Here is a 22,512-nt window from a genome sequence, read left to right as displayed (position 1 = left end):
CACCGATACAGAGGATAGTGTTATAACGAACATAAAAAACGGAACAAAATATTAACAGCTGTTGGGCAATGAACTGCGCTACTCTCCTCTTTCTGCCACATATAAAAAATCCCCAGTAAGAGAAAATCTCACTGGGGATCGATGTTTATCGTCAGTGTTTAAAAAACGGTAGCAATAACTACTTTTTCTTTTCCTGATACATCTCTTCAATCTCATCTTGATATCGAGAGTTGATCACCTTACGGCGCAGCTTTTGCGTCGGAGTTAACTCACCTTCATCCATAGAGAAAGCTTTCGGTAGCAGCTTGAATTTTTTCACCTGTTCAAACTTCGCTAAACCATGTTGAAGTTCATTAATGCGTTTTTCAAACATCTCTAACACTTCACTGTTTTTTAGTAGCTCCAAACGGTCGTGATATTTGATATTCAGCTCTTTAGCATGTTCTTCTAACGCATCAAAACAAGGAACAATCAGCGCCGACACAAATTTACGTGTATCTGCAATAACGGCAATTTGTTCGATGAAGTGATCTTTACCGATCGCGCCTTCAATAACCTGAGGAGCAATATATTTACCACCTGAAGTTTTCATTAGTTCTTTGATGCGATCGGTAATAAACAGGTTGCCATGCTCATCGATATGACCAGCATCGCCAGTTTTTAAGAAGCCGTGTTCATCAAATGTCTTTGCAGTCTCTTCCGGCATTTTGTAGTAGCCGCGCATCACCATTGGACCACGAACTAAAATCTCGTTATTTTCGCCAATCTTAACCTGAGCCCCAGGCATAGACAGACCAATAGAATCAGGATTGAAGCATTTGTCATCCCAACAAGAAACCGTAGCGGTTGTTTCGGTCATACCGTAGCCAAGTTTTACATTAATTCCGATGGCATGGAAAAATCGGCCAATGGTTTCATCTAACTTGGCACCGCCACATGGCATAAAATTGATGCGCCCGCCTAATAATCCTCTCAATTTAGACAGAACCGCTTTATCCGCGATGCCGTAGCATTGAGTAAGCAACCAAGACGGTTTACGGTGCTCTTGATGACATACCGCCATCTTCGCGCCCATGTTCACAGACCAAGTAAATATCACTTTGCGAATGAAAGAAGCTCTAGCCACTTTTTCATGGATAGCAGAGAAAATCTTCTCGTAGAAACGAGGAACCGCACACATTACTGTCGGACGAACTTCACTCAATGCTTCACGAACGTGAGAAACATCATGCAGGTAACAGTTGGTCGCACCTTTATAAAGCACGTAGAAAGTCCAAGCTCGCTCAAACACGTGAGAAAGCGGAAGGAAACACAAGGAAACATCGTCTTGAGTTAAGTTAAGACGCTGATCGTGTCCCTCTAACTGTGAACCGATATTACGGTAATCAAGCATGACACCTTTTGGCTGACCGGTTGTACCAGAGGTATAGATTAAGGTAATCAGATCTTCAAAATTGGCTTGAGCAACGCGAGTTTCCAGCTCTTCACGATCAGACTCTTGCCCCATCGCGATAAATTGTGACCAACGAATGGCATGTTCAAAACCTTTCAGGTCAATGCTGTCGTCCATAGCAACGACAAGCTGAAGTTGTTCACATTGTTCGAAAATGTCTAAAGCGATATCGTATTGTGGCTGCTCACCAACAAAGAGAATTTTGACATCTGCATCTTGTAAGATGTAAGCAGACTGATCGGCGGTATTGGTCGGGTAAATAGGGACAGTCACCGCTCTCAATTGCAATGCTGCAAAATCCGCAATGGTCCATTGAGGAATATTGTTGGAGAAAATACCAACCTTATCCTGAACGCCAATATGTTGAGAAAGAAGCGCTAACGATAACGCATCCATCTGCTGCCCAAATTGCGTCCAACTAATGCTTTTCCATGCATCCCCTAGTTTGTGTTTCAGGGCACTACGATCACCGTTGTGAGAGACTTGCTCACGAATACGTTTAACGATATGAAAATCTAAATTAGTCATCTATCTACCTATAGCTTACACCTGTAAGCTTAATCGAGCGCACAAGTGTACCGATTGAACTACAAAAGGCAACTGACAAACATCAAACTTATGGATAATTTTAGACATAACGAACAATAAAAAAGCCTTGAGTTGGTCTCCCCTCCCAAGGCTTTTTCTTAACGTCCTGTTTTAAATAGTTAACGTGCAATCACGTCTTATTTGCGAGCAATCACTTCGCGGCAAATCATCATCAATTGGTCTCGTAACCAAATGTGACCACGGTCTTTTTCACTCGACTCATGCCAGCTTAAGTAGCCACTGATTTTTGCGTTATCAAACGGAAAATCTAGGATTTGTAGCATGTCAGCATTTGCAACGTTTTCTACCATCCAGCGCGGAGCAACAGTGACAAGCTCAGACTGACCAACCACGTACAATACGTTGCTTAAACTCGTGCCTTCGTAACTTGAAGAGCAGTATAGCTCTTGATAAGCCTGCTCTGAAAAACTACGTTGGCCGTGGATTTTTGATAGTTTAGCGTGCTTCTCTTGCATCAGTTCATCGCGAGTGACTCGACCTTGAATGCGTGGGTGAGATTTTGCTGCAACAACCACTAACTCATCTTGGAAAAGCTCTGTGCTTGAGAACCCCTGACCATCGAAATGCGCATAGTCGATAACAAAATCAGTGTCTTGATAACGCATACGCTCCGCCAACATGCGGTCAAATTCTGCGTCTAGGTGCAATTGAATACTTGGCGCGATTTCATGAATGGTTTCCATGATCTTCGGTGCAAAACGAATATCACACGGGCTGCAAATAGCCAGTTTGAATAAGCGACTTGATGTTTCTGGCGCAAATACAGAACTTGGTAACTCATTACGGATAAGTTGAAGAGCTTGGCGAATTGGACCAAACAACTGACGAGCACGTTGTGTAGGCTGAATACCGCGACCTTGGCGCATGAACAGTTCGTCATTAAACATCACTTTAAGACGAGCAACCGCATTACTTACCGCAGGCTGCGACATACCAAGATTATGAGCTGCACGAGTAATATTTTGCTCTTGCATTACAGCATCAAAAACCGTCAGTAGGTTTAAATCGACACCACGTAAAACGCTTTCCATACGATAACTAGAAATGGCTCCCATGCCGCCGTTTTTATCTAACATTCGCTATACCTCTAAATTAATCTACCCAATCAAATATCAAACATTCGTAAGCGAATAGATAACCTGTACTTTTATTATTGGTTGTTTGGATATTTTCAAGCTGGCTCAACTATGATTCATTCGTTTGCCGAATAGCAATAGCATTAAGGAAAAGTCAGATTTTTTGATGCCAAAAAGAGGAATAAACCTACAAAACACGAGCTTTATCAAGCTCTCTCGTAAGTATAAAAAAAGATAAAAACCGACGTCTGAACGAGAGGATATAAATATAAAAACATTGATATTAACTATATTTAATTCCAATCATTTGGATAAATACAGTACCGAGAATTAAAAATTGCAGCGTATTCGCTGCAATTTTTAATTTTAATATCTAGCGGCTAGGTATTAATTAACCGAGGCATAACTTGGAAAATCAACTTGTTGCCATAAACCATCACACAAAGCTTGTTGATTAGCCCAATTACCTTGCAAAACCCATTCAACAATTGCTTGGGCAACATTCGGGTAAATGACCCTTTCAGCCTGTTTTTCATCTAGCCATTTACTCACAGCCGATACGTCTAGAAAATCCATCGCAGACGCCAGACCTAGCGTTTCCAAAGTAGCGACATTACTCTGCTGTTCAAACTGGCCAATCAAAGGCTTCAATAGCAGTTTTTTACCTAATGAAAGAGCTTCAGAAGGCAGCTCAAAACCTCCATTGGCAATCACGCCATCACAGCGATGAAGATGGTATTGAAAACTGCTGTGGCATAAAGGTCTTAACTCGACATTTTCCACCGTCTCCGGCTCAATAACTTGAGGGTGATAACAGATGAAAGATTTGTTCACGAAGCGGAATAACAGTTCACACACTTGGTCAACATCTTCAAAAGGCAGGTAAACCAAAATGAAATCTTGGTTGAGCATGTCTTGCGCTGTGGTATGAACAATCGGTGGCAGTATCGGTTGATCAAAATGGTACCAATGTAGGCCCAAGTTATAATTTGCTGGCGCAAAACGCTGCATAATTTGCTTATCTAGCCAGCTTGCACCTTTTAACGGTACTGGGTAGCGAAATGCATTTTGATGGCTGATACCAATCACATCCTTCTTTTGACGCTTCGCCGCCCAAGCAGACACGGGTTCAAAATCATTCAGAATCAGGTCATAACCCGATAGATCCAATGTACGGATTTCGTTCATTAATTGCATAGGGCTATTGTTCAGCGCTGTTTGGAGATAGTTTACCCGCCCTTGTTCAAACACAAAGGTTAAACCACGACGAACTTGGTAGTCGCCGAAACTCTCCATAGAGAAAAACTTTTGCGCTTCGCGACCGGAAAACAAAAAATCGACTTTCACATCAGTATGTTTGAAAGCTTCACTCATTGCCCGAGCGCGAGCAATATGCCCATTTCCGGTACCTTGAACACCATACAGAATCTTCAAAAATTCATCTCCAACAACTGCATTGAAATCGTTGCACAACTAGCACCAAGAATGGCGCCAATAATCACATCCGTTAAAAAATGGACGCCAAGCAGAATTCTCGCACTACCAATGAGTGCCGCCCACATAAAGGCAACTTCATAACCATCTGGATAGAACTGACCTATCAAGGTCGCCATCACAAATGCCGCAGCAGTATGGCCTGAAGGCAAGCTATAACGATCAGAAGGAGTAATAAAAGCAGTTAATACCGGCGAGAGTTCTTGAGGACGTCGGCGTTGGAAGCTGTTTTTTAGCAGCCAATACAGCGGTAATTCGATAGCAAATGCCACTAAACCCGCTGCTAAGAAATTTGAGCCATGGCTACCACCAATCGCCCAAGCTAATACACCAAATAGAGCATATAAATGTCCATCTCCGGTATGAGAGACCGCTTTACTGATCCTCGCGACTGGCTGATTGAATCTATGCTGCAGGCAAAGCATCGAAAAAGCTAAATCAAACTTTGCAATGGGCTTGATGGTTTTCATGGCATCCCCTTACTTTCAATTGAAAATGCTTCAAATAGAAATGTTCCTACCTCCAAGCTAAAAGCAATAGATTGCAAATCCGTGACTGTTTGTTTGTAAATGGATGACAGTTAGTCGTAGTACAGCAATAAATTTGTTTACCTTAGCCTTACACTCAGGTTCAAAAGGGCTACATTGGCGACATGCTTTCAACAACAAACTGCTGATTTTTACCTTGTTGACGAAGTAACTGCTCCGATATGAACAAAAAAACAACTTTAGGGTTGACGCGCTCGGTTGAGTACGGTACTAATTTGTTAATTCAAATTTGTGGATGTTAATAATGACAATTCGTTCTTCTCTACTCCTGAACCTGCTCCTTATCGTGAATCAATCGCGCGGGTAATGAGTGGACGGAAGACACCACAACAGATTTACAAGAACCCGCACACGATGCGGGTTTTTTTATAACTAAATTCAGGAAGTAAACGATTAACTCTTCGAGTAAGGAAGCAAACATGAACGATCAGGTCATCATATTCGATACAACTTTGCGCGACGGTGAACAGGCGTTGTCAGCAAGCCTAACGGTAAAAGAGAAGCTGCAAATCGCATACGCACTGGAACGCTTAGGTGTTGACGTGATCGAAGCGGGCTTCCCTGTTTCCTCACCGGGTGATTTCGAATCTGTACAAACTATTGCGAAAAATATCAAAAATAGCCGCATCTGTGCTCTTTCACGTGCCGTTGCGAAAGATATAGATGCGGCTGCTGAAGCGTTAAAAGTGGCTGAACAGTTCCGAATCCACACTTTCTTGGCAACATCGACCATTCACGTTCAAGACAAGCTTCGTCGTAGTTATGACGATGTCGTAGAGATGGCGGTGAAAGCGGTTAAACATGCTCGCCAATATACTGATGATGTCGAATTTTCTTGTGAAGATGCAGGTCGTACTCCAATCGACAACCTATGCCGTATGGTTGAAGCTGCTATCAATGCTGGTGCTCGTACTATCAATATTCCAGACACTGTCGGTTACACAGTGCCAAGTGAATTTGGTGACATCATCCAAACCCTATTTAACCGTGTGCCAAACATTGATAAAGCGATCATCTCTGTTCACTGTCACGATGACTTGGGCATGTCTGTGGCGAACTCCATTGCAGCAGTTCAAGCTGGTGCTCGCCAGATCGAAGGCACGATTAATGGTATTGGTGAACGTGCAGGTAACTGTGCTTTAGAAGAGATCGCCATGATCATCAAAACTCGTCAGGAGTTTTTGGGAGTTCACACTGGCATCAAGCACGAAGAGATTCACCGTACCAGCAAGTTGGTCAGCCAACTATGTAATATGCCGATTCAGAGCAATAAAGCGATTGTTGGTGCAAACGCATTCAGCCACTCTTCAGGCATTCACCAAGATGGTATGTTGAAAAACAAGAACACCTACGAAATCATGACGCCAGAGTCTATTGGCTTGAAAAACCAAGCGCTTAACCTAACCAGTCGTAGTGGCCGTGCAGCTGTGAAGAGTCATATGGACTCCATGGGTTACAACGAAAACGAATACAACCTAAACGCGCTATATGAAGACTTCTTGAAGCTTGCTGACCGTAAAGGCCAAGTGTTCGACTATGATTTGGAAGCATTAATGCACTTCTCAAATCTTCGCGATGAAGATGATTACTACAAGTTGAACTATTTGAGTGTTCAATCTGGTAGTGTTATGGCGACAACCAGCGTCAAAATGCTTTGTGGTGACGAAGAGAAATGTGAAGCGGCAGTCGGTAATGGTCCAGTAGATGCTTTATATCAATGTATCTACCGCGTGACTGGTTATGACATCGTGCTAGACAAATTCGACTTAACCGCAAAAGGCGAAGGCGAAGATGGTTTAGGTCAGGCAGACATCATTGCCAACTACAAAGGACGTAAGTACCACGGCACTGGCGTATCTACGGATATCGTTGAAGCCTCTGGTCAAGCGCTATTGCATGTTATCAACAGCATTCATCGCGCAAACCAAATTGAAGAAATAAAACAGAAGAAGAAAGTAATTGCTGGCGTTTAATTAACATAGCCTCCAGAAAACTTGGAGTTGCAGAGTGTTGAATGAACCCAGACACCACTTCTGTAACTTCAGTTGGAAGGACGTAAAGCAAACACAACATTGAACGAATATTATCAAAATTAGTGAAGGACTCGCATGACAGACAAAACGTATAAGATTGCCGTATTACCAGGTGACGGCATCGGACCAGAAGTAATGCAACAAGCACACAAAGTACTTGATGCTATCGAACAAAAACACAAGTTAACTTTCGTGCGTGAAGAACATGACGTAGGTGGTATTGCGATTGATAACCACGGCTGCCCACTTCCTGACAGCACACTTCGCGCATGTGAAGAATCTGATGCAGTTTTGTTCGGCTCTGTTGGCGGTCCTAAATGGGAACATCTTCCACCAAACGAACAACCTGAGCGTGGCGCACTTCTACCTCTACGTAAACATTTCCAATTGTTCTGTAACTTGCGACCAGCACAGATTCACAAAGGGCTAGAAGCGTTCTCACCTCTGCGTGCTGATATCTCTGATCGTGGTTTTGATATTGTTGTTGTTCGTGAGCTAACGGGCGGCATTTACTTTGGTCAACCTAAAGGCCGTGAAGGTGAAGGCGCTAACGAGAAAGCGTTTGATACTGAGGTTTACCATCGTTTTGAAATCGAGCGTATCGCTAAGATTGCTTTTGAATCAGCTCGTCTACGCCGTAAGAAAGTCTGTTCTATCGATAAAGCAAACGTACTTCAAAGCTCGATTCTATGGCGCGAAGTCGTCACTGAAATTGCCAAAGATTACCCAGATGTTGAGTTATCACATATGTATATTGATAACGCGACTATGCAGTTGATCAAAGACCCTTCTCAGTTTGACGTCATGTTATGTTCAAACATCTTCGGCGACATCCTTTCTGATGAATGCGCCATGATCACTGGCTCAATGGGAATGCTTCCTTCTGCAAGTATGAATGAAAGTAAGTTTGGTCTGTATGAACCAGCGGGCGGCAGTGCTCCTGATATTGCAGGTAAAAACATTGCTAACCCTGTCGCGCAAATCCTTTCTGCAGCACTCATGCTTCGTTACAGCTTAGGTGAAGAAGCCGTTGCACAAGATATTGAAGCCGCGGTAGGCAAAGCATTATCCGCTGGCGAATTAACGGCGGATCTATCGGGTAGCAAGCCAGCGCTGACCACCTCGCAAATGGGCGACAAAATCGCAGAATACATTCTTAATTCATAATAATTAGTACTCTCGCCAGCCAATGACCGATTTACCAGTCATTGGCTACTCAAGGAGAGCGAGACAAGGAAGCAAACACATGGGCAAAACATTATATGAAAAAGTCTACGACGCCCACGTCGTAGTTGCCGCGGAAGGCGAAAACCCAATTCTATACATCGACCGTCACTTGGTTCATGAGGTAACTTCACCTCAAGCGTTTGATGGCTTACGCGAGAAAGGACGCAAATTGCGCCAAGTAAGCAAAACCTTCGCAACCATGGATCACAACGTTTCAACCACTACGAAAGACATCAATGCATCGGGCGAAATGGCTCGAATCCAGATGCAAACACTAGCGAAAAACTGCGAAGAGTTTGGCGTTACCCTCTACGACATTAACCACAAATACCAAGGTATCGTTCACGTAATGGGCCCTGAATTAGGCATTACGCTTCCAGGTATGACTATTGTTTGTGGTGACTCTCACACAGCTACGCACGGCGCATTTGGTTCTTTGGCATTTGGCATCGGTACTTCTGAAGTTGAGCACGTAATGGCAACTCAAACGCTAAAACAAGCTCGCGCTAAAACCATGAAAATTGAAGTCAAAGGCAAAGTCGCTCCGGGAATTACAGCAAAAGATATCGTTCTAGCGATTATCGGCAAAACGACGGCAGCGGGCGGTACAGGCTACGTAGTGGAGTTCAGCGGTGAAGCGATTCGCGATCTTTCTATGGAAGGTCGTATGACGGTATGTAACATGGCTATCGAACTAGGTGCAAAAGCCGGTTTGATTGCTCCTGACCAAACAACGTTTGATTACATCAAAGGCCGTAAGTTTGCTCCAACAGGTACGGATTGGGATGCAGCGGTTGAATACTGGCAAACACTGAAAACAGACGAAGATGCGAAATTCGACGCGGTTGTAACGCTAGATGCAGCAAGTATTCGTCCTCAAGTCACTTGGGGAACCAACCCAGGTCAAGTTATTGCGGTTGATACACCTATTCCTTCACCAGAATCGTTTAGCGATCCTGTCGAGCGTGTGTCTGCTGAAAAAGCTTTGGCATACATGGGCCTAGAAGCTGGCAAAATGCTGTCGGATTACAAAGTCGATAAAGTCTTTGTCGGTTCTTGTACTAACTCTCGCATTGAAGATATGCGTGCAGCAGCAGCCGTTGCGAAAGGTAAGAAAGTCGCATCACATGTACAGGCGCTAATCGTTCCGGGATCTGAGCAGGTAAAAGCCCAAGCAGAAGCTGAAGGCTTAGACAAGATCTTCATCGAAGCTGGTTTTGAGTGGCGTTTACCAGGTTGTTCTATGTGTCTGGCGATGAACAATGACCGTTTAGGTGCTGGTGAACGTTGTGCATCAACGTCAAACCGTAACTTTGAAGGGCGTCAGGGTCGTGATGGTAGAACCCATCTAGTTAGCCCAGCGATGGCAGCAGCAGCAGCGATTGCTGGTCACTTTGTCGATATTCGTAACAACTAAGGATAGAGGAAATTTAAATGGCAGGTTTTCAAAAACATACAGGCTTAGTTGTTCCTCTAGATGCAGCGAACGTCGATACAGATGCAATTATTCCTAAGCAGTTTCTACAAAAAGTAAATCGCATTGGTTTTGGTAAGCACCTTTTCCATGACTGGCGCTTCCTTGATGATGCTGGTGAGCAACCAAATCCAGATTTCGTCATGAACCAACCTCGTTACAAAGGTGCAAGTATTTTGCTAGCGCGTGAGAACTTCGGCTGTGGTTCTTCTCGTGAACACGCACCATGGGCGCTTGCTGACTATGGTATTCAGGTGATGATCGCTCCAAGCTTTGCAGATATTTTCTATGGCAACTCTATCAACAACCAAATGGTTCCTGTTCGTTTAACGGAGCAAGAAGTTGATGAGATTTTCCAATATGTTCAAGCAAACGAAGGTGCACAGGTTACCGTTGATCTGGAAAAAATGATCGTAACGGCAAACGATAAAGAATATGGATTCGAAATCGATGAATTCCGTCGCCACTGTTTGCTAAATGGCCTAGACAACATTGGTCTGACTCTGCAACACGAAGCTAAAATTGCAGAGTATGAAGCGAAAATTCCTTCATTCTTAAGATAGCGAAATGAATATAGGGTTGCAGACAAGCAACCCTTTTTTATCGCTGAAATAAAAGCGTAGTAACCTTGGTCTTATTGTCTACATACCATTTAACTGACACTGTTTATGAAAAGACTCCTTGCGTATGCACTTATGCTGTTCTCACCACTTTCGTTTTCGGCACCTAAATCCGATTTATGGCCTTATTGGGATGTCAGCAATCAACAAAGCAGTACTTCACTATCTCACTACAAATGGCAAGCCATCCTAGACATTTATCTTATCTCTCAGGGTGAATACACCTTGTTTAAATACGCCCAAGTCACGCCATCCGATAAAGAGAAGCTCACGCAATATTTATCTGATTTATCGAATACTGATCCAAGAGAACTGAACAAAAAAGAACAGTATGCATATTGGGTAAACTTCTATAACGCACTCACAGTACAACTCATATTGGATAATTACCCTGTTGCCTCTATCACCAAAATCGGGAGTTGGTTTGGTTTTGGTCCATGGGATGATGAAATCGCAAATGTGGCAGGAAAGCCTCTAACGCTCAATGATATAGAGCATAGAATTTTAAGACCGATTTGGAGAGATCCGAGAACACATTATGTAGTCAATTGTGCCAGCCTAGGATGCCCTAACCTGCAACCGAAAGCATTCACCGCGGAAAACACCGAGCTTCTGTTAGAAAAAGCAGCTCGTGATTTCATCAATAGTCATACCAATCTAAGTAAAAATGTGATCTAATTGAGGCCATCCAACAATAAAACTGATTCTCTATGGATAGCCTCAATAATATCGACTTTAAAAAGCTCGCAAGCCAGCAGAAATCCATCCAGATGAAAATGAGACTGCTGGCCCTCGCTCATTTCAAAGATGGGCAATCACGCACACAAATCGCCAAGTTTCTCAAGGTAAGTCGAACCAGTGTCAATAAGTGGGTTCAAGCTTTTCTTGAAGAAGGGCTGGAAGGGCTACAAGAAAAGCCAAGAACTGGAAGACCGCCATTCTTAACTTCCGAGCAAAAAGAGCAATTGAGCCAATACATAAAAGATAAAGCCAATGATACACAAGGCGGACGACTGACTGGTGCCGACATCCACGCTTATATTGTGAAAGAATTCGGCCAGCACTACCACCCTGATTCTATCTATTACCTGCTCGACCACATGGGCTTTTCATGGATAACTTCCCGCTCAAAACACCCCAAACAATCTCAACAAACACAAGACGATTTTAAAAAAATTCAAAATCGAAACGATCCTTAAGATCCCGGGACATATAGCTTTAGAGTGTGTCGATGTCTGGTTTCAGGACGAAGCCAGATTTGGGCAACAAAACACGACCACACGTTTATGGGCTGAAAAAGGAACTCGCCCAAGAGCCGTGAAGCAACAACAATTTGAGTATGCCTATCTGTTCGGTTCAGTCTGTCCCAGCAAAGGAATTGGTGAGGCTATCGTTGTCCCTTGGGTTAGTAAAGACATCATGATAGAGCACTTAAAACAAATATCGGCAGTCACGGAGAAGGGACGTCACGCCGTCGTTGTTATGGATGGGGCAGGATGGCATACAGAAGACATTACCAATGACTTTAAGAATGTCAGTGTCATCAAACTTCCCCCTATTCTCCAGAGCTAAACCCTATCGAACAAGTATGGAGTTGGTTGAGGCAACGCTATTTAGCCAACCAATCTTTTACTGATTACGACGATATCATCGCCAAAATCTGCGATGCATGGAATCGTTTTTTGGATAGCCCTAAAAGAGTCACCAAAATGTGCTCAAGAAGATGGATAGACCTGACCAGTTAATTTTCCAGATTGGTATCATAAAGGTGTTTCGTATCGAGATGGTCATCTGACCCTTTCTTCTATTTATGATTGGTTTGCGGAAGATTTTGGTAGCAGAACTCAATTATTTGATCATCTGAGCAAATACCGAAAGGGAATAGCCCATTTTGAAGGGAAAATAAAATATGAGTACGACTGGAAACTGAATGAGAAGAAATAACGAACAATTCGAATAATGGATATGAAAAAGCCCCTGTATTACTACAGGGGCTTGGAAATAAAGCCTAGCGATGTCCTACTCTCACATGGGGAGACCCCACACTACCATCGGCGCTATTGTGTTTCACTTCTGAGTTCGGCATGGAATCAGGTGGGTCCACAATGCTATGGTCGCTAAGCAAATTTTGTGACCGCTTTTGACTTTCATCTTTTCAAAGATGAAGACAAACTTACAGTGCGTGTCGAATGCATGGTGCTGATACCCAGAATCGAACTGGGGACCTCATCCTTACCAAGGATGCGCTCTACCGACTGAGCCATATCAGCAAGAAGCTGTGTCTTATAAGACTAAAAAAGCCCGTTGTTAGACGGGCTCTCTTTAAATAAAAGCCTGGCGATGTCCTACTCTCACATGGGGAGACCCCACACTACCATCGGCGCTAATTCGTTTCACTTCTGAGTTCGGCATGGAATCAGGTGGGTCCAAATCGCTATGGTCGCCAAGCAAAATTTTAAAATTCGGAAAGCTGTTAATGTTCTCTACACATTCAATTCTGTTCTTGCTTTGAGCCCACAAAACCCCTTGGGTGTTGTATGGTTAAGCCTCACGGGCAATTAGTACAGGTTAGCTCAATGCCTCACAGCACTTACACACCCTGCCTATCAACGTTCTAGTCTCGAACAACCCTTTAGGACACTTAAAGTGCCAGGGAGAACTCATCTCAGGGCTTGCTTCCCGCTTAGATGCTTTCAGCGGTTATCAATTCCGAACTTAGCTACCGGGCAATGCTACTGGCGTAACAACCCGAACACCAGAGGTTCGTCCACTCCGGTCCTCTCGTACTAGGAGCAGCCCCCTTCAATTCTCCAACGCCCACGGCAGATAGGGACCGAACTGTCTCACGACGTTCTAAACCCAGCTCGCGTACCACTTTAAATGGCGAACAGCCATACCCTTGGGACCGACTTCAGCCCCAGGATGTGATGAGCCGACATCGAGGTGCCAAACACCGCCGTCGATATGAACTCTTGGGCGGTATCAGCCTGTTATCCCCGGAGTACCTTTTATCCGTTGAGCGATGGCCCTTCCATTCAGAACCACCGGATCACTATGACCTGCTTTCGCACCTGCTCGAATTGTCATTCTCGCAGTCAAGCGGGCTTATGCCATTGCACTAACCACACGATGTCCAACCGTGTTTAGCCCACCTTCGTGCTCCTCCGTTACTCTTTGGGAGGAGACCGCCCCAGTCAAACTACCCACCAGGCACTGTCCTCGACCCGGATGACGGGTCTGAGTTAGAACATCAAACATACAAGGGTGGTATTTCAAGGACGGCTCCACACAAACTAGCGTCTGCGCTTCAAAGCCTCCCACCTATCCTACACATGTAGGTTCAATGTTCAGTGCCAAGCTGTAGTAAAGGTTCACGGGGTCTTTCCGTCTAGCCGCGGGTACACTGCATCTTCACAGCGATTTCAATTTCACTGAGTCTCGGGTGGAGACAGCGTGGCCATCATTACGCCATTCGTGCAGGTCGGAACTTACCCGACAAGGAATTTCGCTACCTTAGGACCGTTATAGTTACGGCCGCCGTTTACCGGGGCTTCGATCAAGAGCTTCGACCGAAGTCTAACCCCATCAATTAACCTTCCGGCACCGGGCAGGCGTCACACCGTATACGTCATCTTACGATTTTGCACAGTGCTGTGTTTTTAATAAACAGTTGCAGCCACCTGGTATCTGCGACTCTCATCAGCTCCATCCGCGAGGGACTTCACCGTCAAGAGCGTACCTTCTCCCGAAGTTACGGTACCATTTTGCCTAGTTCCTTCACCCGAGTTCTCTCAAGCGCCTTGGTATTCTCTACCCGACCACCTGTGTCGGTTTGGGGTACGATTCCTTACAATCTGAAGCTTAGAGGCTTTTCCTGGAAGCATGGCATCAATGACTTCACTACCGTAGTAGCTCGACATCGTGTCTCAGCCTTAAAGAGAGCCGGATTTACCTAACTCTCAAGCCTACGCACTTGAACCTGGACAACCGTCGCCAGGCCCACCTAGCCTTCTCCGTCCCCCCATCGCAATTGTAAGAAGTACGGGAATATTAACCCGTTTCCCATCGACTACGCCTTTCGGCCTCGCCTTAGGGGTCGACTCACCCTGCCCCGATTAACGTTGGACAGGAACCCTTGGTCTTCCGGCGAGGAGGTTTTTCACCCCCTTATCGTTACTCATGTCAGCATTCGCACTTCTGATACCTCCAGCATGCTTTACAACACACCTTCAACGGCTTACAGAACGCTCCCCTACCCAATGCGATAAATCGCATTGCCGCAGCTTCGGTTGATTACTTAGCCCCGTTACATCTTCCGCGCAGGCCGACTCGACTAGTGAGCTATTACGCTTTCTTTAAATGATGGCTGCTTCTAAGCCAACATCCTAGCTGTCTGAGCCTTCCCACATCGTTTCCCACTTAGTAATCATTTGGGACCTTAGCTGGCGGTCTGGGTTGTTTCCCTCTCCACGACGGACGTTAGCACCCGCCGTGTGTCTCCCGGATAGTACTTACTGGTATTCGGAGTTTGCAAAGGGTTGGTAAGTCGGGATGACCCCCTAGCCTTAACAGTGCTCTACCCCCAGTAGTATTCGTCCGAGGCGCTACCTAAATAGCTTTCGGGGAGAACCAGCTATCTCCGAGTTTGATTGGCCTTTCACCCCTAGCCACAAGTCATCCGCTAATTTTTCAACATTAGTCGGTTCGGTCCTCCAATTGATGTTACTCAATCTTCAACCTGCCCATGGCTAGATCACTCGGTTTCGGGTCTATATCCAGAGACTGAACGCCCAGTTAAGACTCGGTTTCCCTACGGCTCCCCTATACGGTTAACCTTGCCACTGAATATAAGTCGCTGACCCATTATACAAAAGGTACGCAGTCACCCCACGAAGAGGCTCCTACTGCTTGTACGTACACGGTTTCAGGTTCTATTTCACTCCCCTCACAGGGGTTCTTTTCGCCTTTCCCTCACGGTACTGGTTCACTATCGGTCAGTCAGGAGTATTTAGCCTTGGAGGATGGTCCCCCCATATTCAAACAGGATATCACGTGTCCCGCCTTACTCGTTTTCACTTAAAATGACATGTCGGTTACGGGGCTATCACCCGGTATCGCGGCACTTTCCAGAGCCTTCACCTGTGTCATTAAAAGCTTAAGGGCTAATCCAATTTCGCTCGCCGCTACTTTCGGAATCTCAATTGATTTCTTTTCCTCGGGGTACTTAGATGTTTCAGTTCTCCCGGTTCGCCTCATTAACCTATGTATTCAGTTAATGATACTCACTTATGTGAGTGGGTTTCCCCATTCGGAAATCGTAGACTCAAGTGGCTTTTACTGCCTTATCTACGCTTATCGCAAGTTAATACGTCCTTCATCGCCTCTGACTGCCAAGGCATCCACCGTGTACGCTTAGTCACTTAACCATACAACCCCAAGAGGTCTTATGTATGGACCATTTGATTTCACTTTTTAAAGTGAAGACAAACGAGCAACCAAGGTTAGTTGTCTCTCATTATTTGAATGAGCGAGAGACATTTCGATTTTGCCGGACTCAAATATGAATACTTACTTAAAAAGTAAGATTCCCAAGAACACTTGAATGTGTATTGGTACCTACATCTCTAAGAGACATAGGATTTGAGAACTTTTAATAGTTAATAATTAATCAAATTATTAACTGTCAGCTTTCCAAATTGTTAAAGAGCAAGATTCTGTTTTCTATTTAAAGAAATGAACCATTTTTAAAGATTCTTAAGGAAGAACATTTAAAGATGGTGGAGCTATGCGGGATCGAACCGCAGACCTCCTCGCTGCCAGCGAGGCGCTCTCCCAGCTGAGCTATAGCCCCATCTGGAAAAGTTTTTCCTACTCTAAACTACTTAAACCTAATCAATCTGTGTGGACACTCATCAAGAGAATCTTTACGTAAGGAGGTGATCCAGCGCCAGGTTCCCCTAGCGCTACCTTGTTACGACTTCACCCCAGTCATGAACCACAAAGTGGCAAGCGTCCTCCCGAAGGTTAAACTACCTGCTTCTTTTGCAGCCCACTCCCATGGTGTGACGGGCGGTGTGTACAAGGCCCGGGAACGTATTCACCGTGACATTCTGATTCACGATTACTAGCGATTCCGACTTCATGGAGTCGAGTTGCAGACTCCAATCCGGACTACGACGCACTTTTTGGGATTCGCTTACTATCGCTAGTTCGCTGCCCTCTGTATGCGCCATTGTAGCACGTGTGTAGCCCTACTCGTAAGGGCCATGATGACTTGACGTCGTCCCCACCTTCCTCCGGTTTATCACCGGCAGTCTCCCTGGAGTTCCCGACATTACTCGCTGGCAAACAAGGATAAGGGTTGCGCTCGTTGCGGGACTTAACCCAACATTTCACAACACGAGCTGACGACAGCCATGCAGCACCTGTCTCAGAGTTCCCGAAGGCACTCCCGCGTCTCCGCAGGATTCTCTGGATGTCAAGAGTAGGTAAGGTTCTTCGCGTTGCATCGAATTAAACCACATGCTCCACCGCTTGTGCGGGCCCCCGTCAATTCATTTGAGTTTTAATCTTGCGACCGTACTCCCCAGGCGGTCTACTTAACGCGTTAGCTCCGAAAGCCACGGCTCAAGGCCACAACCTCCAAGTAGACATCGTTTACGGCGTGGACTACCAGGGTATCTAATCCTGTTTGCTCCCCACGCTTTCGCATCTGAGTGTCAGTATCTGTCCAGGGGGCCGCCTTCGCCACCGGTATTCCTTCAGATCTCTACGCATTTCACCGCTACACCTGAAATTCTACCCCCCTCTACAGTACTCTAGCTTGCCAGTTTCAAATGCTATTCCGAGGTTGAGCCCCGGGCTTTCACATCTGACTTAACAAACCACCTGCATGCGCTTTACGCCCAGTAATTCCGATTAACGCTCGCACCCTCCGTATTACCGCGGCTGCTGGCACGGAGTTAGCCGGTGCTTCTTCTGTCGCTAACGTCAAATGATGCTGCTATTAACAACACCACCTTCCTCACGACTGAAAGTGCTTTACAACCCGAAGGCCTTCTTCACACACGCGGCATGGCTGCATCAGGCTTGCGCCCATTGTGCAATATTCCCCACTGCTGCCTCCCGTAGGAGTCTGGACCGTGTCTCAGTTCCAGTGTGGCTGATCATCCTCTCAGACCAGCTAGGGATCGTCGCCTTGGTGAGCCATTACCTCACCAACTAGCTAATCCCACCTGGGCATATCCTGACGCGAGAGGCCCGAAGGTCCCCCTCTTTGAGCCGAAGCTATCATGCGGTATTAGCCATCGTTTCCAATGGTTATCCCCCACATCAGGGCAATTTCCCAGGCATTACTCACCCGTCCGCCGCTCGCCACCCGAGAAACAAGTTTCTCTGTGCTGCCGCTCGACTTGCATGTGTTAGGCCTGCCGCCAGCGTTCAATCTGAGCCATGATCAAACTCTTCAATTTAAGATTTTGTCGGCTCAACGAATACTGACTTCAAAACTGCTCTTACTCGAAAGTAAGACGTAATTTTAAAGCTATTACCATTCCAACAGAATGGTAATGAATTGACTGTGCCAAGACCGAAGTCTTGATTGGTCACTCAGTTCATTGAAACCTAAGTTGCTTTGCTACAAGAACAAAGATTTAACTTTGATTTTCATCAACGAGTGCCCACACAGATTGATAGGTTTAAATTGTTAAAGAGCGTTGCTTTGCAGAAGCTTTCTTCTCAAAGCGGAGGTGCATTCTAGCTAGATAACTGTCAGTGTCAAACACTTTTTCAATTTTTCTTTTTAGAAGTCTTACCCTCTACCAACACTTGCTGAAGCCTTGCGACGTCTGCCGTGTCAGTGAGGCGGCATTATAGGGAGATGGATAAACTTAGCAAGCGAAAAAGGTGAATTTATTTAAAAAAAACGTTCGTTTGTTTAAATAAACAACGAACGTCATTTTATGTACTCTTCACCCTCAATAAAGGAACAGGTTACTCACAAAATGCTGTGGATAACTATTCTTCACTATCAAAGAAGTAAGAGATCCTTGAGCGTGGATTTAAATACTCTCTCACTTTATCGGGAAGTTTATGAGGCAGAATAGCATTAACGATTTTTATATCTTTATCTGCTAAGTCAATAATAGGTGCTTGAGTTCTAGGTACCGACGGATCGTAAATAAGGACATTAGGATATAAAAGGCTATTCGCATTCACTGAAATTACCAGACCAACCATTTCATTAGACAACTGCACTACTGTGCCCGGCGGGAACACCCCCATAAACTTAACTAAAATGTTCAAGTTCTCATTGTTATAAATGTGCTTACAGTTCTTATATAGATAAGAAAGAGCGACATAAGGGATTTTTTGCTCACTTGGTACATTAGGGTGACACAAGTTATCAAAGGCATTAGCAACAGCAATAACTTGAGCGAGTTCATCAATATCATCCCCTTTCAAACCTAGAGGGTACCCAGAGCCATCAAGCAGCTCGTGATGCTGTTCAATCACTCTTCTTGCACTATCAGGAAACTCTTTAATGTTCTGAGAGATTTCCAATCCGTATTTGGTGTGCATTTTTAGGTAGTTTTTTTCAGGCTCGGTTAAAGGCGTTTGTTTACGAACGATAGCTGTAGGAATTCGGATTTTACCGATATCGTGAAAGAGAGAGGCAAAAGCTATCTCTTTTATCTTATCTGCAGGATATCCTTTCGCTCTGCCTATCATCATCGCGATTACTGATACGTTTAACGAATGGAAGTAAATATCTTCAAACTCACTTTTACCATTCATTAAATGTAAGGTGACGCTATCATCACCGAGTAGCTTATCAACAATATCATCGACCAACTGAGCAGCCTCATCGACAGCATCCATTGGTCGGTTGCGAATCTTGTTCATCACCGCACGCATACGAGCAAGTGAACGTTCGAATTCTTTTTCACAACTGATCACCCGACGACGATAGGCACTGAGTTTTTCAATTCTGTTTTGTTTTTCTTGCCACAATTTATCAGCTTCACTATTGATATCGCTTTCGACTTCATTTTCTTGATCATCAACAGGAGCAGTATTCGTTACAGGTGGAAGTGGTTGGGTATCACTTTGGCTAGGATTGAGAAACACATGTTGTATTCCCAAGTGTTTAATCAAGCGAATTTGTTCTTGGTCTTTAATCTTAAAACTATTGAATAAAAATGGATGCTCGTTCCACTTTACTGGCAAGCGTATATGTAACCCTGGTTGTAATCTATCGACCGTAATTTTTATACTCGCCACAATTTACTAAAACCTCTGATAACTTCAGGTACTCTTACTTAGAAGTTGATATTTGAACAACGTCTATAAAGGTACAACTTTTAACACTATTTATTAGCGACAATTATAGACACTATCCTTAGCGAGAGAAAATAGTCACAAGATAGTGCTACCAGCCTTTGTGACTACTTTTGCCTAAATTTGCGAGCTCTTTATGCAATATTGAGCGATAGAAAACTCAAGTAAATGCGCTATTGCATTGCAAAAACGAACACTCATTAGGAATTACGCTTTAATTTTGAAGAAGCAAAATGCTGAATAACACAGTTTGGAGTAACAATACCTTTAAAGATTTTACCTTCAGTAAGAACCCATGGAAATGCCAGTTCCTCTTCTTCAATCAAAGAACTGACATTACTGATATCTATTTTTGCGTCCAATTTGGTGAATGAGAGCTGCATAATTTGACTAACTGGTCGATGCCACATTAAGTTTTCCTGAGTAGTTTCAAGATCAGTCCCCATGCGTGGAGTAAGGTGTAGGTTCAAACAGGCCCGGTCAATAATACCGACACATTCTCGGTGGTTAATGACCGGAAGGACTTCAATTTCTGATGATAAAAAATACTGCTGTGCTGCAGCTACGGTATCACTTGGGTCGAGGTGTGGCATCTGTGCATGACACATGTTTTGTAAGGTGCTGATATTTTTCCCAACAACGCCCTCATCCTTAAGTAATGACGGCTTTAACGATTCAATCTTCTTAATCACTGTCGGAATAGCATCCACGCTTTCTGGACAAGAAAAGCATCCACCACTCATATAATCAAGCCCCAAATAAGCCAGCAATTTTGCATCATTAATGGCTGCAACTGTGTCTATTGCTACAGATACATTCAGCGAATGACATTCATCCACCAAGGTTTTAATGACTTTATGAATCATTTGTGAGTGAGCCAGCGACTCTAGATAGTTAGGATTGATTTTGAACAAATTATAACGTTCGGTTGGTAGGCTAGTTGAGATAGTGTTACTTATCTCAACATTATCCATCACAAATTTGATTCCTAACTGCTGCCACATATTTATATCTTGAGTAGCTATAGAACGAAGTGCATCAGGAGCAACCTGCAAATAAAACTGATGGGGGTCCACTTTATAATCCCGCATCTGGCGAACCAAGCAGTACAAGACATCGACAAAATTTTTAGCTTCGTGCTGGCACAGAATGTTTAAAGTTACCGTTATTGGTGACGAATGATAAGACTGAAGCAACGCCAGTTCTTTAAATACCTTTTCCTGAACGATGACATCTAACTCTGCCGACAAATTTAGGTCCTGAATAATACTTTCTAATTCCAAACGAGTTGAAGATAGAGCCGGAGGTAAAGGAAGTTCAAATAGAGCTTCGTATCCGGAGATGTTCCATGATTGAGTATCTAGTATAGGTTGATATTTTATTTCTACTTGCTTTGTTTCAATAAGATCAGAGATCAATTCTTCCAGTAGCTTCCTTTTCTTTATTTGACGATGTAAATCACTATCAAAAAAACGAATATGCTGTCCGCGATCCTCTGAATGCTGTTCTAGTATCGCCTGAACAGAATGAGTAACAGCCATTTTTGCATTGCTGGCGTCTACGCCAAGAACAGAAATACCAACCCTACCTTTTGCAACAGATTGATAAATTTCTGAATGTGCCGATTTCAATTCCTGAAAGAAATAGTTTATCTGTCGATGAAGGTAGCGGTATGGCTTTTCGTTCACAGGCGCAGAGCACTCAATACAAGCCAAATAGAAATTGTCTTTTATTTTGCCAAACATCCGACACTCTTTGAGTCGAGCCATAACATCATTAAGTGTGTTTTCGAAATTGGAAATACGGCTTTCAATACTCAACGTCATTACCACATAGATAGTATTGGCGATTTGTCGCTGATAAATAACATCCAATTGATCACCAAATGCTTTTTTCGTCAATATACTGCTTTCAATTGAGTGCTTAATGCTAGGCAACAATGAGAATATGGTAAAAGAAATATCAGGATGCTGTAAAAAGGCGAGCGAAATAGATGCAGCTCTGCACTGTCTAAGCTCCCCTGACGAATGCTTAATTAAGAAATTTCTGCTAGCTGAAGGTTTAGGTGTTTTTAATGAGCTAGGCTCTTCTTCAAACAGCAGAATACTATTCAAACTCACAAGATCGGCCAAACCAAACCCAGATAATTGCTCGAACTTTTTATTACAGGCTAAGATCTTGTTTTCACTATTGGTAATCAATACCCCGCAATTATCCTGCCTCAACATAAAATCAAACCAATGCATGGTCTGCCGATCTTGCTTCACTTCAAAAATTAGTTGCGTTTCTCCCTGAACAACATACTGAGAGAGTTTTTCAGCAGAAAACGAGGCATAAAAACCATGATGCCTATCTTCCCAAAGAGCAACAACACACGTACGTTTGTGTTGGTCTTGACACACAGATTCAAGCAGTTGCTCAGTATCGTGCCGATAAGAAGGACTCATTAATGCAAGCCAATCACCAAAACTATTTATAGAATGATTGGGGAATAAAAAAGGATGAGTTGCCTCTCTGTTGTAACTAAACTCCTGAGTAGCAATATTTAAAGTCCAATTAAAAGGCACCGCTTTTCTTTGCTCAGCCGCTGAACCAAGACCTTCTTGCATACATTCACCTTAAGTTGCAAAAACTTCAGC

General features: G+C 44.0%; 10 protein-coding genes, 2 tRNA genes, 4 rRNA genes and 2 pseudogenes. 6 read left to right on the top strand and 12 right to left on the bottom strand.

Annotated features, from left to right (window positions below):
• Window positions 1–178: 178 nt before the first annotated feature.
• The 4 genes from P4S58_RS01385 to P4S58_RS01370 form a co-directional block, all read right to left on the bottom strand.
• Window positions 179–1,981: an AMP-dependent synthetase/ligase gene (locus tag P4S58_RS01385; protein WP_102964615.1), complete on the bottom strand. Its 1,803-nt coding sequence runs from the start codon at window positions 1,979–1,981 to the stop codon at window positions 179–181.
• A gap of 197 nt (window positions 1,982–2,178) precedes the next feature.
• Window positions 2,179–3,138 carry a transcriptional regulator LeuO gene (gene leuO / locus P4S58_RS01380; RefSeq protein WP_102954051.1) on the bottom strand — a complete coding sequence of 320 codons (960 nt, stop codon included), beginning with the start codon at window positions 3,136–3,138 and terminating at the stop codon, window positions 2,179–2,181.
• A gap of 387 nt (window positions 3,139–3,525) precedes the next feature.
• Window positions 3,526–4,572 carry an MJ1255/VC2487 family glycosyltransferase gene (locus tag P4S58_RS01375; protein ID WP_102964616.1) on the bottom strand — a complete coding sequence of 349 codons (1,047 nt, stop codon included), beginning with the start codon at window positions 4,570–4,572 and terminating at the stop codon, window positions 3,526–3,528.
• Window positions 4,569–5,102, bottom strand: coding sequence for a phosphatase PAP2 family protein (locus P4S58_RS01370; RefSeq protein ID WP_102954049.1), 534 nt, complete (start codon window positions 5,100–5,102; stop codon window positions 4,569–4,571). The genes P4S58_RS01375 and P4S58_RS01370 overlap by 4 nt, the downstream gene beginning before the upstream one ends.
• Before the next feature lie 497 nt (window positions 5,103–5,599).
• Here P4S58_RS01370 and leuA point away from each other — a divergent pair, with 497 nt between their 5' ends.
• The 6 genes and pseudogenes from leuA to P4S58_RS01340 all read left to right on the top strand — a co-directional run bounded on the left by leuA (window position 5,600) and on the right by P4S58_RS01340 (window position 12,279).
• Window positions 5,600–7,153, top strand: coding sequence for a 2-isopropylmalate synthase (gene leuA / locus P4S58_RS01365; RefSeq protein WP_102964617.1), 1,554 nt, complete (start codon window positions 5,600–5,602; stop codon window positions 7,151–7,153).
• A 135-nt stretch (window positions 7,154–7,288) separates the two neighbouring features.
• On the top strand, window positions 7,289–8,380 hold the full coding sequence (leuB, locus tag P4S58_RS01360) for a 3-isopropylmalate dehydrogenase (RefSeq protein WP_102964618.1): 1,092 nt from the start codon (window positions 7,289–7,291) through the stop codon (window positions 8,378–8,380).
• 79 nt (window positions 8,381–8,459) lie between these two features.
• On the top strand, window positions 8,460–9,857 hold the full coding sequence (gene leuC / locus P4S58_RS01355; RefSeq protein WP_102964619.1) for a 3-isopropylmalate dehydratase large subunit: 1,398 nt from the start codon (window positions 8,460–8,462) through the stop codon (window positions 9,855–9,857).
• Window positions 9,858–9,874: 17 nt separating this feature from the next.
• Window positions 9,875–10,477, top strand: coding sequence for a 3-isopropylmalate dehydratase small subunit (gene leuD, locus P4S58_RS01350; protein ID WP_102964620.1), 603 nt, complete (start codon window positions 9,875–9,877; stop codon window positions 10,475–10,477).
• A 105-nt stretch (window positions 10,478–10,582) separates the two neighbouring features.
• Window positions 10,583–11,203: pseudogene (locus P4S58_RS01345) on the top strand (DUF547 domain-containing protein); the annotation flags it as partial.
• A 41-nt stretch (window positions 11,204–11,244) separates the two neighbouring features.
• Window positions 11,245–12,279: pseudogene (locus P4S58_RS01340) on the top strand (IS630 family transposase).
• A gap of 261 nt (window positions 12,280–12,540) precedes the next feature.
• On the opposite strand, the gene rrf (P4S58_RS01335) reads toward P4S58_RS01340, so the two are convergent.
• The 8 genes from rrf (P4S58_RS01335) to P4S58_RS01300 form a co-directional block, all read right to left on the bottom strand.
• Window positions 12,541–12,656: ribosomal RNA gene (gene rrf, locus P4S58_RS01335) — 5S ribosomal RNA — on the bottom strand.
• A gap of 72 nt (window positions 12,657–12,728) precedes the next feature.
• Window positions 12,729–12,804 (bottom strand) — tRNA-Thr (locus P4S58_RS01330).
• A 62-nt stretch (window positions 12,805–12,866) separates the two neighbouring features.
• Window positions 12,867–12,982: ribosomal RNA gene (rrf, locus tag P4S58_RS01325) — 5S ribosomal RNA — on the bottom strand.
• A gap of 89 nt (window positions 12,983–13,071) precedes the next feature.
• Window positions 13,072–15,960: ribosomal RNA gene (locus tag P4S58_RS01320) — 23S ribosomal RNA — on the bottom strand.
• Between the two features lie 349 nt (window positions 15,961–16,309).
• Window positions 16,310–16,385, bottom strand: a tRNA-Ala gene (locus P4S58_RS01315).
• 78 nt (window positions 16,386–16,463) lie between these two features.
• A 16S ribosomal RNA gene (locus tag P4S58_RS01310) occupies window positions 16,464–18,006 on the bottom strand.
• The 16S, 23S and 5S rRNA genes sit together here with 2 tRNA genes alongside, the layout of an rRNA operon.
• A 544-nt stretch (window positions 18,007–18,550) precedes the next feature.
• Window positions 18,551–19,816 (bottom strand): HD-GYP domain-containing protein, encoded by a 1,266-nt coding sequence (locus tag P4S58_RS01305; RefSeq protein ID WP_042490313.1) that lies wholly within the window; start codon window positions 19,814–19,816, stop codon window positions 18,551–18,553.
• A 257-nt stretch (window positions 19,817–20,073) separates the two neighbouring features.
• Entirely contained in the window at window positions 20,074–22,482 is a 2,409-nt protein-coding gene (locus P4S58_RS01300) for an EAL domain-containing protein (protein WP_102962918.1), read from the bottom strand.
• Window positions 22,483–22,512 lie beyond the last annotated feature (30 nt).

The sequence above is a fragment of the Vibrio sp. Hal054 genome (genome assembly GCF_037162405.1).
Classification (GTDB): domain Bacteria; phylum Pseudomonadota; class Gammaproteobacteria; order Enterobacterales; family Vibrionaceae; genus Vibrio; species Vibrio diazotrophicus.
Note: the sequence above shows the minus strand (reverse complement) of the source record. Positions and strands in the feature narration are given on the sequence as shown.

Excerpts from the sequence above, each read along its gene's own strand:
- P4S58_RS01385 (WP_102964615.1), bottom strand. The coding sequence starts at position 1,981 with ATGACTAATTTAGATTTTCATATCGTTAAACGTATTCGTGAGCAAGTC.
- leuO (WP_102954051.1), bottom strand. The coding sequence starts at position 3,138 with ATGTTAGATAAAAACGGCGGCATGGGAGCCATTTCTAGTTATCGTATG.
- P4S58_RS01370 (WP_102954049.1), bottom strand. The coding sequence starts at position 5,102 with ATGAAAACCATCAAGCCCATTGCAAAGTTTGATTTAGCTTTTTCGATG.
- leuA (WP_102964617.1), top strand. The coding sequence starts at position 5,600 with ATGAACGATCAGGTCATCATATTCGATACAACTTTGCGCGACGGTGAA.
- leuB (WP_102964618.1), top strand. The coding sequence starts at position 7,289 with ATGACAGACAAAACGTATAAGATTGCCGTATTACCAGGTGACGGCATC.
- leuC (WP_102964619.1), top strand. The coding sequence starts at position 8,460 with ATGGGCAAAACATTATATGAAAAAGTCTACGACGCCCACGTCGTAGTT.
- leuD (WP_102964620.1), top strand. The coding sequence starts at position 9,875 with ATGGCAGGTTTTCAAAAACATACAGGCTTAGTTGTTCCTCTAGATGCA.
- P4S58_RS01300 (WP_102962918.1), bottom strand. The coding sequence starts at position 22,482 with ATGCAAGAAGGTCTTGGTTCAGCGGCTGAGCAAAGAAAAGCGGTGCCT.